Source organism: Colwellia sp. BRX8-4, assembly GCF_014077345.1.
Taxonomy (GTDB): Bacteria; Pseudomonadota; Gammaproteobacteria; order Enterobacterales; family Alteromonadaceae; genus Colwellia_A.
Genome location: NZ_JACGVS010000001.1, coordinates 102,736 through 117,233, shown reverse-complemented (window position 1 = coordinate 117,233; position 14,498 = coordinate 102,736). Strand labels below are relative to the sequence as shown.

At 37.4% G+C, this 14,498-nt stretch carries 9 protein-coding genes and 1 riboswitch; of the genes, 2 read left to right on the top strand and 7 right to left on the bottom strand.

Annotated features, from left to right (window positions below; genetic code table 11):
- Positions 1-79: 79 nt before the first annotated feature.
- The 4 genes from H4J56_RS00485 to folE2 form a co-directional block, all read right to left on the bottom strand.
- The gene (locus H4J56_RS00485; RefSeq protein ID WP_182258705.1) at positions 80-838 is read right to left on the bottom strand and encodes an ABC transporter substrate-binding protein; all 759 of its coding nucleotides are present in this window, start codon (positions 836-838) and stop codon (positions 80-82) included.
- 173 nt (positions 839-1,011) lie between these two features.
- Positions 1,012-2,427 (bottom strand): FAD-dependent oxidoreductase, encoded by a 1,416-nt coding sequence (locus H4J56_RS00480; protein WP_182214432.1) that lies wholly within the window; start codon positions 2,425-2,427, stop codon positions 1,012-1,014.
- A 33-nt stretch (positions 2,428-2,460) separates the two neighbouring features.
- On the bottom strand, positions 2,461-6,921 hold the full coding sequence (gltB, locus tag H4J56_RS00475; protein WP_182258765.1) for a glutamate synthase large subunit: 4,461 nt from the start codon (positions 6,919-6,921) through the stop codon (positions 2,461-2,463).
- Between the two features lie 487 nt (positions 6,922-7,408).
- Positions 7,409-8,332: a GTP cyclohydrolase FolE2 gene (gene folE2 / locus H4J56_RS00470; protein ID WP_182221306.1), complete on the bottom strand. Its 924-nt coding sequence runs from the start codon at positions 8,330-8,332 to the stop codon at positions 7,409-7,411.
- A gap of 295 nt (positions 8,333-8,627) precedes the next feature.
- On the opposite strand from folE2, the gene H4J56_RS00465 reads away from it, so the two are divergent.
- A complete protein-coding gene (locus H4J56_RS00465) occupies positions 8,628-8,975 on the top strand; it encodes an Hpt domain-containing protein (protein WP_070375513.1) in 348 nt (115 codons plus the stop codon).
- A 76-nt stretch (positions 8,976-9,051) separates the two neighbouring features.
- Here the strand turns inward: H4J56_RS00465 and arcA are convergent, their stop codons facing one another.
- From arcA to H4J56_RS00450, 3 genes are all read right to left on the bottom strand, one after another.
- The gene (gene arcA / locus H4J56_RS00460; protein ID WP_070375514.1) at positions 9,052-9,753 is read right to left on the bottom strand and encodes a two-component system response regulator ArcA; all 702 of its coding nucleotides are present in this window, start codon (positions 9,751-9,753) and stop codon (positions 9,052-9,054) included.
- 201 nt (positions 9,754-9,954) lie between these two features.
- On the bottom strand, positions 9,955-11,571 hold the full coding sequence (locus tag H4J56_RS00455) for a sensor histidine kinase (RefSeq protein WP_182258704.1): 1,617 nt from the start codon (positions 11,569-11,571) through the stop codon (positions 9,955-9,957).
- Positions 11,572-11,614: 43 nt separating this feature from the next.
- Positions 11,615-12,649 carry a methyltransferase gene (locus H4J56_RS00450; RefSeq protein WP_259368134.1) on the bottom strand — a complete coding sequence of 345 codons (1,035 nt, stop codon included), beginning with the start codon at positions 12,647-12,649 and terminating at the stop codon, positions 11,615-11,617.
- Between the two features lie 222 nt (positions 12,650-12,871).
- Between H4J56_RS00450 and H4J56_RS00445 the strand changes: the two genes are divergently transcribed.
- Positions 12,872-14,113 carry a DsbA family protein gene (locus H4J56_RS00445; RefSeq protein ID WP_182244135.1) on the top strand — a complete coding sequence of 414 codons (1,242 nt, stop codon included), beginning with the start codon at positions 12,872-12,874 and terminating at the stop codon, positions 14,111-14,113.
- 126 nt (positions 14,114-14,239) lie between these two features.
- Positions 14,240-14,411, top strand: a riboswitch (Lysine riboswitch).
- Positions 14,412-14,498 lie beyond the last annotated feature (87 nt).

Here is a 14,498-nt window from a genome sequence, read left to right as displayed (position 1 = left end):
AGGTAATTATGCCAAACGCGTAATCAGGTAGCTACTATATTTTATACGCTTAAAGAATGAATTTTTATTTATATGAGGGTTAATATAATTTCCATTTTTCTTTAATTTTTGCAAGTTGACCTGTGGTTACTAATTGTTGAAATGCCGTTTGGTATTTTTTTATCAATGTCGGTGACGTATCAAGACTAAAGGCAATACTGAGTTTGTTATTTAAAGCGGCTACTTCGTTTAACCTTTGTAACTCACTAAAATCATAGCCCAGATTTTTAGCTCTGGTTTCTATGGTAATTTGTGTTGCAAGTATTAGGTCAACTCTATCAATAAATAACATATCCATGTTTTGTCGCTCGTTAGCAAGTTGGTAAATATTGGAGAAGCCTTGAGCGAGTAAATATTGTGCTGAATTAGAATTTCTAGAAACAGCGATCTTACGGTTTTTTAATGCGGAGACTTTATAGTTAGTTTTAGGGTAATGTTTTTTTAATCCCCAAAAATATAAGCGCTCTTCTTTAAGGGCACCGATCCAATGAAATTTTTTATTTCTAAGCTTTGTATGTGCAATAGAGTAAATTAAAACATTAGGGTTATGAAGTGCAACGTCGTATGCCCTTGCCCAAGGCATTACCTGAATCTTAGGATGGTCTTCAGTTATTTTAAATAAAGCTTCAACGACATCGGTAGAAAAACCACCTAAGCTACCATCCGGGTTTTTAATTTGATAAGGCTCTAGAAGCTCGGTAACAACTTCAATGACTTCAGCTTTGCCATTAAACGGTACCAATAAAAGGAAAAAAGTTATTATTAAAATGGTGAGATAATTGTTAAATAATTTGATCATATATATTTTAAGTATCCGTAATATACTCGGTAGCAATACTATTTATAAACCTTAACCAAGATTTTTATTTTTATTAATATAGCTCATTTTATTTGAATGGGTGGTTATATTATTAAATTTAGGCATAAAAAAAGCAGCCTAAGCTGCTTTTTAAAATAAACGCTAGATATAGGTTAACTTAGCACAAAGTCTAAAATACCTATTGCTGCTTTGCGGCCCTGATCAACAGCTGTAACAACAAGGTCTGAACCTAGCACCATATCACCACCGGCAAAAATATTTTGTTTAGTGGTTTGTAAAGCAAATTCGCTATTATCAGCGGCTAACACCAGTCCACGTTTATCTATTTCAACACCGGCATCTTTCATCCATTGTGGTGGACTAGGTAAGAAACCAAAAGCAATAACGACGGCGTCAGCTTCCATAATAAACTCACTACCCGCTATCGGTTCAGGGCTTCTTCTGCCTTTCGCATCCGCAGCGCCTAGTTGAGTTTTTACAAATTTAACACCACAGGCATTACCTTCTTTATCAACAGCAATATCAAGAGGTTGTATGTTAAATTGAAAGTTAACACCTTCTTCTTTAGCATTTTGAACCTCACGTGGTGAACCCGGCATATTGGCTTCGTCACGACGATAAGCACAGGTTACTTCGGTAGCACTTTGACGAATTGAGGTACGTACACAATCCATTGCCGTATCACCACCACCGAGTACAATGACTTTCTTATTTTCAAAACTAATAAAAGGTTTAGCATTTTCAGTGATTTTCATTAAGTTTTGTGTATTACCGATTAAGAAATCGAGTGCGGTATAAACACCAGCAGCGCCTTCGTGTTCAAAGCCACCTGTCATATCTGTGTAGGTACCGAGCGCTAAAAATACCGCGTCGTACTCTTCACTTAATGAATCAATGGTAATATCAACACCGACATTGACATTTAATCTAAATTCAATGCCCATGCCTTCAAAGATTTCACGACGCGTTTGAATAACATCTTTTTCTAGTTTGAATGATGGAATACCAAAAGTGAGCAAGCCACCTATTTGAGCATGTTTGTCGTAAACAACAGCGTCGATACCATTACGTGTTAGTACGTCAGCACAAGATAAACCTGCAGGGCCAGCACCAATAACAGCAACACGTTTGTTCACTTTTACTACGTCTGATAAGTCAGGTTTCCACCCTTGTGCAAAGGCAGTGTCGGTAATATATTTTTCGATATTACCAATAGTAACCGCACCAAAATCTTCGTTTAATGTACAGGCAGACTCACAGAGTCTATCTTGTGGACAAACACGGCCACACATTTCTGGTAAGCTATTTGTTTGATGACATAAGTCAGCAGCTTCAAAAATCTTACCTTCGGTAACCAACTCTAACCATTGTGGAATATAATTGTGAACAGGGCATTGCCACTCACAATAAGGATTACCACAATCTAAACAACGATCTGCTTGGCCAGCACTTTGGTCAGTACTCAATGGCTGATAGATTTCAACAAAATTTATTTTACGTTGTTCAATCGCTTTTTTAGGCGGATCGATGCGTTTAACATCGATAAACTGATAAACATTTTTACTCATACTGTTTTCCCTTAATTCGCATTCTCGACACGACTACTGTGCTTGAACGCGAAGTTCAGCAGATGAACGACTACGATGACCTAATAAGGTTTTAACATCGGTTGCCGTAGGTTTAACTAATTTAAATCGTGGTGCGTAAGCATCAAAGTCAGCTAATATTTCTTGAGCGCGTGCACTACCTGTTTCATCAAAATGTTGGTTAATAATACCGCGTAAATGTTCTTGATGAATAGTCAGATCACTTATTGGTAATAATTCGATAGATTCGCTATTTAAGCGGACATCTAAATCACCTGATTCATCAAACACATAAGCAAAACCACCTGTCATACCGGCACCAAAGTTTACACCAACTTGCCCAAGAATGGTCACGATGCCACCCGTCATGTATTCACAAGCATGATCACCAGTGCCTTCAATTACAGCATGAGCACCCGAGTTACGCACCGCAAAGCGCTCACCCGCACGGCCACAGCCATAAAGTCTGCCACCGGTTGCGCCATATAAACAAGTATTACCCATAATCATGGTTTTATGACTTAAATACTCAACACCTTTAGGTGGCTTGATGGTTAGCTTACCGCCAGTCATTCCTTTACCAACGTAATCATTGGCATCACCGGTCAGGGTCATTTCTAAGCCACCGGCATTCCAAACACCAAAACTTTGGCCAGCTGTGCCATTAAGATAAATTTTAATAGGAGATGACGCCATCCCTTGGTCACCATGATGACGAGCAATTTCACCCGATAATGATGCACCGACAGAACGATCAGTGTTTTGTATAGAAAAACGGAACTCACCGCCTGCGCTGTGTGAAACAGCATCAGTACAAGCCGCCAATATTTCTTTATTTAATACGCCTTTGTCAAAGGGCTCATTTCCTTCTGTTTGATAAAGAGCCGTATCAGCACCTGCTACAACAGGAGCAATAATAGGTGATAAATCTAATTTTTGCTGCTTAGCTGTTAAACCTGTCAATTGAACGAGTAGGTCGGTTCGACCAATTATCGCTGTTAAGCTTTCGACCCCTAAACGGGCTAAAATTTCACGTACCTCTTGGGCAATAAACTTAAAGTAGTTCATTACTTGCTCAGGTAAACCTTTAAAGAATTTTTCACGTAAAACATCGTCTTGTGTTGCAACACCTGTAGCACAATTATTTAAATGACAGATACGTAAGAATTTACAGCCCAGAGTGACCATAGGCGCGGTACCAAAACCAAAGCTTTCTGCGCCTAAAATTGCCGCTTTAACAATATCGATACCAGTTTTTAATCCGCCGTCAACTTGTAAACGTACTTTATGACGCAAACCGTTAGTCACTAATGACTGGTGTGCTTCGGCTAAACCTAATTCCCATGGACAACCGGCATACTTAACCGAACTCAATGGACTAGCTGCAGTACCGCCGTCGTAACCTGAAATGGTAATAAAATCGGCGTAAGCTTTAGCAACACCAGAAGCAATAGTGCCAACACCAGGTCCTGAAACCAGTTTTACTGAAATAACCGCTTTAGGGTTAACTTGTTTTAAATCGAAAATAAGCTGAGCTAAATCTTCAATTGAATAAATATCATGATGTGGTGGTGGAGAAATCAAAGTCACACCGGGTACTGAAAAGCGCAACTTAGCAATTAACGGTGAAACCTTATCACCGGGTAATTGACCACCTTCGCCAGGTTTTGCACCTTGAGCGACTTTTATTTGTAGTACATCGGCATTAACTAAGTAATGCGGTGTCACCCCAAATCGGCCAGAAGCAATTTGTTTGATACGTGAATTTTTTACGGTACCAAAGCGGCGTTCGTCTTCACCCCCTTCACCTGAATTTGAATAACCGCCTAAACGATTCATGGCAATTGCCAATGCTTCATGAGCTTCAGGGCTTAATGCACCAATAGACATAGCGGCACTATCAAAGCGTTTAAACATTTCAGTATCAGGTTCTACTTTGCTGATATCTATGGCTTGGGTATCTTCTTTAAAGCCCAATAAATCACGTAACGTTGCCACTGGGCGATTATTTACTTGATCGGCAAACAGGCGGTAATCTGCATAATCGCCAGATTGAACTGCTTTTTGTAGGTAAATCACGACATCAGGGTTATAAGCGTGGTATTCACCGCCATGTACATACTTAAGTAAGCCGCCGTGATTGACTTTCTGATGTGCTAAAAAGGCTTTGCGAGCAAGGTTAATATTGTCTTGTTCTATGTCTGAAAAATCAGCGCCTTGAATACGACTTGGTAAATCAGGGAAGCATATTTGCATGATATTTTGATGCAAACCAATCACTTCAAACAAACCTGCACAACGGTAGCTGGCGATTGTTGAAATACCCATCTTAGATAATATTTTCAACAAGCCTTTATTAATGCCATCACGATAGTTCATTACAGCTTGACGCGCCGTTAACTCAATTTGTCCTTGTTCAACTAATTGCTCAATTGTCTCAAAAGCAAGGTAAGGATAAACAGCGGTAGCGCCTAAACCTAGTAACACAGCAAAGTGATGTGAATCTCTTGCCGATGCCGTTTCAACAATTATATTTGAGTCACAACGTAATTGTGTTTCAACTAAGCGTTGTTGTACTGCGCCAACTGCCATCGCTGCAGGTATAGGTAAAAACCCTTTATCAATTTGACGGTCTGAAAGTATTAAAATAACGGTGTTTTTATCACGAACTAATGTCTCGGCTTCATCACATAAACGAATAATCGCCGCTTCTAAACCTTCTTCTGTGCGGTAGTTTAAGTTCAGTGTGTCGCTGCGGTAATGCTCAGGGGCAAGTTCACGTAGCTGCTTTAATCCGGTATACATTAATATAGGTGTTGCAAACAAAATTCTGTCGGCATGGCCTGTTGTTTCGTTAAAAACATTATGTTCACGACCAATGCAGGTACCCAGCGACATAACATAGCGTTCACGTAATGGATCTATGGGGGGATTTGTTACCTGAGCAAATTGCTGGCGGAAATAATCATAAATTGTACGAGGTTGGCTTGAAAGTACTGCCATAGGGGTGTCATCGCCCATAGAACCCGTTGCTTCCATGCCATTTTCAGCCAATGTTTTTACAATTTGATGAATTTCTTCGTAACTGTAATTAAACATTTTATGGTATTGCGATAGGCCTTTATCATCAAAAATACGCTTACCAATAAGTTCGGCATCGAGTTGATGAAAGGGCACTAAACGGCGGATGTTTTTATCCAACCATTCACGGTAAGGGTGGCGAACTTTTAGTTCTTCATCAATATCGGTAGAAGTAAATATTTTGCCGGTGTAAGTATCAATGGCAAGCATTTCACCTGGGCCAACACGACCTTTTTCGACCACTTCATCTTCACCGTAATCCCAAATACCTACTTCAGAGGCAAGGGTGATAAAGCCATCACGAGTAATAACATAACGAGCAGGACGTAAGCCGTTTCTGTCTAAATTACAGGCAACATGGCGACCATTGGTAACTACAACGCCGGCTGGGCCGTCCCATGGTTCCATATGCATAGAATTAAATTCGTAAAACGCTTTTAAGTCTTCATCCATTAACGGACTATTTTGCCAAGCAGGTGGCATTAATAAACGCATACCTCGGTATAAATCCATACCGCCAGCAAGGAATAATTCCAGCATGTTATCTAGTGATGATGAGTCAGAACCACTTTCATTAACAAAGGGCGCAGCATCTTGAAGATCGGGTAATAAAGGTGATTTAAAGATGTGGGTACGGGCACGACTCCACTGTCGGTTACCTTTAATTGTATTAATTTCACCGTTATGAGCCAAATAACGAAAAGGCTGTGCTAAATGCCATTGTGGAGAAGTATTGGTTGAAAAACGTTGATGAAAAACACAAATGGCCGTTTGCATGCGAATATCAGCAAGGTCTAAATAAAAGTTAGGTAAGTCTACCGGCATCATTAAGCCTTTATAGATAGTTACCAAGCACGACAAACTTGCCACATAAAAAACGCTATCTTCAATGCGTTTTTCTGCACGACGACGTGCCATAAATAAGCGGCGTTCTAAATCTCTATTTCTCCAGCCCGGAGGAGCATCAACAAAAACTTGCTCTATTTGCGGCATGTTATTGACAGCGGTCTCACCTAGCATAGAAGTATCAGTAGGCACTATGCGCCAGCCAATAAGTGTTAGGGTTTCACGCGCTAACTCTTCTTCAAGAATCTTTTTACTTAAAGCGGCTTGAATAGGGTCAGGATTGAGGAAAATCATACCTACAGCGTATTTTTTGCCAAGCTTCCAGTTGTTTTCTTCGGCAATAGCTCGAAAGAAGGTATCAGGTTTTTGCATCAACAAGCCACAACCGTCACCTGTTTTACCATCAGCAGCAATACCGCCACGATGTTGCATGCGATCAAGGGCATGAATTGCCGTTTTTACTAGTTTATGACTTGCTTCACCTTGTTGGTGAGCAATTAAGCCGAATCCGCAGTTGTCTTTTTGAACGCTGTGATCGTAAAGCATGATGTTATTTTCTCCTCAGGAAATAACCACTTGAGCACAGAGAACATGTTAAAGGAATAAAGTTATACAAATAATGCATAAATACTCTGTTTTCACTCAGGTGGAACCCTTCACATTAAACACTTATCGATAAAAGGTCAATCAAAATAGAGTATTTGCTCGTAGTTTTTGTACATTAGTGTAACTATATGTTTTTATTGGTTATTGCTTGTCTAGGTTGGTTTTGTTGATTTTGTCGCCTGTTTTTTAAGCTGTTATCAATAGCTTTTAGCGAGTTGAGAATGATTTTTGTTTACTTTGTTGTAATTTTATTACATTTTTATTTTTATGACGAGATATGCTGAGATATGTTGATTTTAGCTGTTATTCATCTTTTATTCATTGATGTATGGATAAGATGGTGTAGAAGACGCTGAAAATTCATCAATAAAAAAGCCAGTAATTACTGGCTTTAATAATAACTTATTTTTTGTACTTGAATATCAATAGTTTAGGGTTGGTAGCCACCCTCAATGCCTTTAGTCGTAATACTTACCGCATCGTGGGCATGTAAAGATTCAAGGTGGTTGATACGTAGCCAAAAGTCGTCATATCCAGCGGTATTATTCATTGCGTGTTGTAAACGACGAGCGGCGTCTTCACAAAACATTAAGTTTTGACCATTCAGTAGCGCAAATTCTTGTTCATCTTCTCTTTTTACTGCGGCTTGAACGGGTGTCTTTAAACAGCCTTCAATAATATCGACTAATGCAGTAATAGGGAATTCACTAATGTTGGCATTTAACTTTACTTTTAATTCAGCAACTGAGCGTTGACTATGAGGTGTAGCAACAATACCTTCAGTTGTACCCAGCCACTCATGAATTGAGTCTAAATCGGCTTCTTGGCTATTAAACTTCTCTTTAAAAGCTTTTTGGATTAACTGTCGAGCAAGGGCGGCAGAACAAGGACAAGTTGATGAATATCTAACATCAACTGCTAGCTCTATATCGAGTTTACCTTTATTTAAACGACCGGTTAATGTTACTGGGTATGCTTTCCAGCCTTGCTTACCACTAATTAATGATTTTCTTCTTAAGTGATAGTCGAAGCGGAACTGCACTTTAGCATTATCGCTAAGATCGTGGTGACTACTGATAAAACCACTGAGTAAAGTGACCAAGCTTTGAAAGTCTAAAGTATTACTGGTTGAAAGTTCATCAAGCAGTAAATACAAGCGAGACATATGAATGCCTTTTGCTTGTGGTTCTTTTAAGTTTACAAACGCGTCAATAAAAGTAGAAACCATTCGCTCATTCTCACCTTGCGAAGCAACCATCATCGGCATTTCTATATTACTCATTCCAACCCAATCGAGGGTACCTTCGGTTTGAGCTGTGGTGTGGTTGGCGATATCAGGCATTAATGTGGACATTTCTACTCCAGTATTTCTAACACGCTATGTAAAGGGCTTTTTGAAACTTCAGTACATAACAAACTTATTAAGGGCGCGTATTCTAACGTATATTTCCTTGTAGATATAGCGACAGTTCTTTTTTAAGTTACTGAGCAAGATAACTTATTGAAACGCTCTGTATTCATATGGTTTTATGCTTTTCAAATGACTTTGAAGTAATCTAGATGAAAGGCATTTGTTTAATGACATCGGCGTTGATATTGTTACAATGAAGAAAATTACGCCACGATAATTATAATTTAAGGTAGGTTTTGTGAATTATACCGAACAGTTAGATGTTAATTTATTAGATGGATACTTGGATAGCTTAGGACAAGATATTGTGCAACAGATGTTGGACTTATATATTGAGCAATCAAAGACCTATATTGAAGACATTATCGATTCGATTGCACAAGAGTCACAAGTATTATGGCAAGAACGTTGCCATAAAATGAAAGGTGCAACTGGCAGTGTTGGTTTGTTAACCGCTCATGCTAAGTTGGTGGCAATTGAAAAATTACCCGGGCAATGGCCAGAAAAATCAGCCTTTATCTCTGAGTTGAATGAGATAAATAAAAATGCCGTTACTGCTTTTAAAGTATGGTTAGACTCAAAATAACCATGATTTAAGACAATTAAAAAAGGGGAAGCAATTATTGCTTCCCCTTTTTTAATTATTTATTGTTAAAGCGCGCTTAATCTACAGAGCCAATAAAACGATATCCTTCACCGTGAATGGTATTAATTAATTCAGCAGCGTCAGGTACCGATTCAAAATGTTTGCGTAAACGCCTAATCGTTACATCAACGGTACGGTCATTTGAGCGAAGGTCACGCCCGGTCATTTCTTTAATCAATTGCTGGCGAGTAACAATTTGGCCCGTGTTTTCAATTAATAAACGTAGAGCGCGATATTCGCCGCGAGGTATAGATAAAACTTGCCCGTCAGGTGCGGTCATTTTTCTTGAATTACCATCGAGTGACCATTTATTGAAAGTGATCACTGCTTTTTCAATTTCATTCTTTGTCTGGCCAATTCGGTTAAGAATGTTTCGAGCTCGAATTGTTAATTCACGTGGGTTAAATGGTTTTGTTAAATAGTCATCAGCACCAATTTCTAAACCAAGTATCTTATCTATATCACTATCACGACCGGTAAGAAATATTAACCCTAGCTCGTTGTTGCTGGTTAATTCTCTTGCCAATAATAAGCCATTTTTACCCGGAAGGTTAATATCCATGATGACTAAATTAATGGTGTTTTTTTGTAATTGAGTATCCATGCTCTCACCGTCTGTAGCCTCTGATACTTGATAGCCTTCTGCTTCAAACAAGTTACGTAGGTTAAAGCGTGTAACATCTTCGTCTTCTACGATAAGTATGTGAGGTTTTTGCATGTTTTTTTTTCCATTCTTTATGTATTTAGCAATAATGTTTACGGTATGTTAGTTATAGCTGAAAATTATATTAACGCTATGTTACTAATGCTTATTTTGTTAATTATTTATACAATTATTAGTATGGTATAGAACCACTAACTAAAAAACAATCAAGTTTGTTAGTTTCTTCTTATTCAACAAATATTTATCAGCACAACTTTAATCTTCTTTAATGACTTGTGTTGGGATAATAATTTTGAAATTAACCCCTTTTTCAATTTCACTAATAAAGGATATTTTTCCACCTAGTGCTTGTGTGACTAAATTATACACCAGATGTAAGCCCAAGCCACTGCCACCCGAACCCCTTTTTGTGGTGGTGAAAGGCTCAAAAATTTTATTCATAATAGAAGGCTCAATACCCCTACCGTCGTCATGATAGTCAATAGTAAGCATATCGCTAGAAATACTAGTCTGTATGGTAATTACACCATGGTCTCTGTCATCAAAGCCATGATTAATAGAATTTTGTATTAAATTAATAATTATTTGATTGATAGGACCGGGTTTGCTTTTTATGACGAGTTCGCTTGGACAGTCCACATTAATAATAAAAGGTAACTTTTTAATTTGTGGGGCTAACGTTAATAATATGTCGTCAAACAAATTTTTGATATTGAATGTTCGTGCTTCTTCACTTGATTGGTCAACAGCAACTTTTTTGAAACTGGCAATTAATTCTGCAGCGCGCTTCAAGTTACGGTAAATAATTGCGGTATTTTCTTCACCTTCAACAAGAAACTTTTTCAATTGACTTGATTTTAAGGTTTTATCATCAAAAGCTTTTTTTATTTCTAATAAGCGATCCGATAATAATGTTGAAGCTGTAACGCCTAAACCTATCGGTGTATTTACTTCATGAGCGACACCGGCAACCATATCGCCTAACGAAGCCATTTTCTCACTTTCAACAAGTTGCCCTTGAAACTGATGCAATTTTTCTAATGTTGAAAGTAATTCATTATTGGAATCCTTCAAGGCTTGGGTACGTTTATTGACTTTATTTTCAAGATCTTTGTTTTGCTGATAAGTGAGTTGCTTGGCATCTGAGAGTTTAGCAAGTTGTGTTTCAGCTCTATTGAGTACGATGTTTATGTTGCGCGCTAGAATATCGAGCTCTTTAAAAGGCATTTGTTCAATGCGTAAATTGAACTGTTTATGTTTCGAAATATCTTGTACTTTATTTGCCATATCTGACATAGGAATGGTAATAAAGCGGTTGAGTATTATTGTTATTAAAAGCGTCACTAAAATAAGCATGAAAATAATGACGCTATAACGCAAGAACATGTTGTTTGTTATACGTTTAATATAGTCAGTACCAACTTGTATATAAACGTAGCCAACTTTTTTATCTTGCTGGGTAATGGGTACCATAAGCTCTATAATATAAGTACTTATCTTTACTGAAGATAACTCCATTATTCTATCTGTTTTTTCAAGTATAGGTGAGCTCATACTTTTATTATAGTTCGCAAAAAACACTATGCCTTCAGGCTCAGGGGATACTTTATAAATATGAACGTGGTTAATATAAGGGACAGATTTAAGCATGGATAAATAATGATCAGTTAACAGCGTTTTATCATTAACAAGATTGGTGCTGCTGGCATTAGCGATAAGCTCGGCCCAATATTTTGTATTAGTCGCTGCGTCTTCTTTTGTATCTTCAATAAATGAATTAGCGATGATAAAAGAAGAAAGAGTAACAAACAATACAATGAAACCGATGATCATAATCATCAGTTTTTTCTTTAATGAGTGAATGCGTTTCATTTTTTCCATATATTTATAGTAACTTAAATTTTATATTGAGCAATTAAATTGAACAATGATAAAGAGAAAAACCCTTTTGCTTAGCTAAAATTTGTGTTCTACCAATCGCTTCTTCCATGATGGGTTGATAACGGAGAAAACTATTTGCCACCACAGTGACTTGTCCTTTCGGTTTTAAATGGGGTTTTATTTTTGAAAGGAATGTCTCTGTTGCTTGATAATTGGTTTTAAGGCCCTGATGAAAGGGTGGATTTGAAATAACGTAATCGTACTTACCTTTTAGATCTGACAAGCTATCTGATGGAAAAACGTGGCCAGTTAAATTATTTAATTTCAATGTTGCTTGCGCTGAATATAATGCTAAGGCACTAACATCAAGTAAGTGTAACTTAATTTCAGGAAAAACTTTACCCAAGTAACTGGCTATGACTCCGGCACCACAGCCAAAATCGAGTAGCTCGCCGGTAATTTTTTTTGGTAAATTTTCCAACAATACCTGAGTGCCAATGTCGAGGCCGTTTTGACTGAATACACCAGGCAAGGCAACCACATCTACACTTATGTCTTTAATCATAAAAGAATATGGCTTTAGCCAGTTGTCTAAGATAAAAGACTCTTGCGTCGCAATTATATTGCTTGCGAATAATAAGCAATGGCGAGCAGCATCAATTTTTGCACAATCGCCAAGCTGTTGTTCTGTCAACTTTGCTAATGACTTAATACCGCTTTTATTCTCACCGACAACCAAAACTAAACATTCATTTGCTATCGAGTCTTTTATCATCGCGAGCATAAAAGTTAACTCGGCCTTACTTTTAGGAAACTGAATAATCACTAAGTCGTGGGCAGTCTTACTTTGATAATAGACATTAAATACCGCAGTCATTTGAGTGAGGTCTAATCGTTTGGCTTGTAAATGTGATTGATAATTCGTGTTATAACATGTCATCACTGCTTGAGGGTGAAGTGCATGGTATTCTTCAAAAAAATCGTCAATAGGTAAGTTGATAAATAATGGCGCTTTTGCTTTTAGTAAATCGGGATTACGCAGCAATAATTGATTGATGTTATCTAACAAAGTTATTCTCAAATAATTGGGTTATGGCATTCATAAATATATAACTTATACCCTAAATTAATTAACGGTATTTTATACGCTTAACGAAAAGATATGTTTATAATAGCCGCTATTCTACGTGAATATTATTATCATGTCAGAAAGGCGAATAATAAATTTGCAAATCACCATATAAAATTCAGGGAGTGGGTTATTTTTACTAAATTTTTTACTTGGTTTAAAGTGAAACTAATACGCAGTGATAAGCGTGCATGGTTATTAAAATTTCGCTATTTTACCGTCCCTAACTGGTTTAGAAAAACACCTGTCGCTGAAGTTTACTTAGCACTTAATGACCCTTATAGCTTTATGCTGATTCAAGTGTTACCAGAGCTAGAGCAACGTTTCAATATTCAATTTAAATTGTTCTTAGTCTATGAAAGTGTTCCAGGGGTAACTATCGATCCCAAATTAATGCGCACTTGGGCAATAAAAGATGCCAACTTTATTGCTGATCAATATCAATTGAAAAAAATAACGCAACGACCGACTCAAGAATCACTCTTTACTGGTCAGCAAATGTGGCAGTTGCGACCTAAAACACTCGATAATGCTTGGCAACTCTTTCAACAGACTTGGTCGAATGATTTTGATTACTACTATCATGCTTCTACACCGGTAATAAATTATCAAATTAAAAATTTAATACGTTTAGTTAAACAAGGGCATTACTTACCTTCGTCTATTTTTATTGCGGGGCAATGGTTTGTTGGTATTGATAGGCTTGAACATCTAGAAAAACGTTTGGCTGACTTTGGTTTAGCAAAAGATGACAGTGTTGCTGTTTATCAAAAAAATAAATTAGTCTTTGCTGAGCAACAAGTGAAAGATAATGCAGCTGACATCGCTGACACGAAAATATTAGAAGCCTTTATTTCATTACGAAGCCCTTATTCTTACATTGGTTTATTACAAGCAGAAAAGTTAAGTCAGCATTATCAGATCCCTTTAAAGATAAAGCCGTTATTACCTTTGATTATGCGGGGGTTAACCACGACAGAAAATAAAGAACGTTATGCTGTTTTTGATGCCAGTCGTGAAGCTAAAAAACTTAATATTCCTTTTACCGGTATTGCAGATCCTTTAGGGCAAGGTATTTTTAATGCTTTTCAAATTTTTTCGTATGCAGAACAACAAAATAAAGAACTCGATTTTATTAAGTCTGCGTTTAAGGCCATTTATGTTGACGGTTTAGACTTATCAAATAAATCGGTAATCGAATCTTTATGTCAGCAGCATAAAATCAATTATCTACAAGCGTTAGAATATAATAATGAACATGACTGGCAACAATGGTCTGATACCAACCAAAGTACTTTAGATGGCATGGGGTTATGGGGAGCGCCTTGTTTTCGATTTCAAAATGTTATTTGTTGGGGGCAAGACCGCTTGGCACAAATTGAACAAGCGATCATTGTTTCATAAGATATAATATATCCGTATTATCTTCATTTAGAGCACTATTGACTCAACATTAGAATAAATGTTCTAATGTTGTTGTCCTGAATTCAATAAAGTTTTGTTTTTTCAAACAAGCGAAACTTATGATAAAGGGCCAGAAGAGGAGCATTAACCAGGTAGTTATCATAAAGAGATCAAGCTCTAATGATTGGTAACGAGGGGGATTAATGCCGAGGTAAGTAATTTTTTGATAATTTACTTATCGGTTGTTTGGGTTGAATCCTAACAATTGTCACCAACTTGGTGGGGAGCTTCTGGCCTTTGTAAAGCCTAATGCTCTTCACATAAGTGATTGTTATCTTGGTTATTACAAACGCCTAAAAGTTCTCCGAACGAACAGAGTTCGAGA

Bases quoted from the DNA above. Each gene is read 5' to 3' on its own strand.
- H4J56_RS00485 (WP_182258705.1), bottom strand. From the start codon at position 838: ATGATCAAATTATTTAACAATTATCTCACCATTTTAATAATAACTTTT.
- H4J56_RS00480 (WP_182214432.1), bottom strand. From the start codon at position 2,427: ATGAGTAAAAATGTTTATCAGTTTATCGATGTTAAACGCATCGATCCG.
- folE2 (WP_182221306.1), bottom strand. From the start codon at position 8,332: ATGTCCACATTAATGCCTGATATCGCCAACCACACCACAGCTCAAACC.
- arcA (WP_070375514.1), bottom strand. From the start codon at position 9,753: ATGCAAAAACCTCACATACTTATCGTAGAAGACGAAGATGTTACACGC.
- H4J56_RS00455 (WP_182258704.1), bottom strand. From the start codon at position 11,571: ATGAAACGCATTCACTCATTAAAGAAAAAACTGATGATTATGATCATC.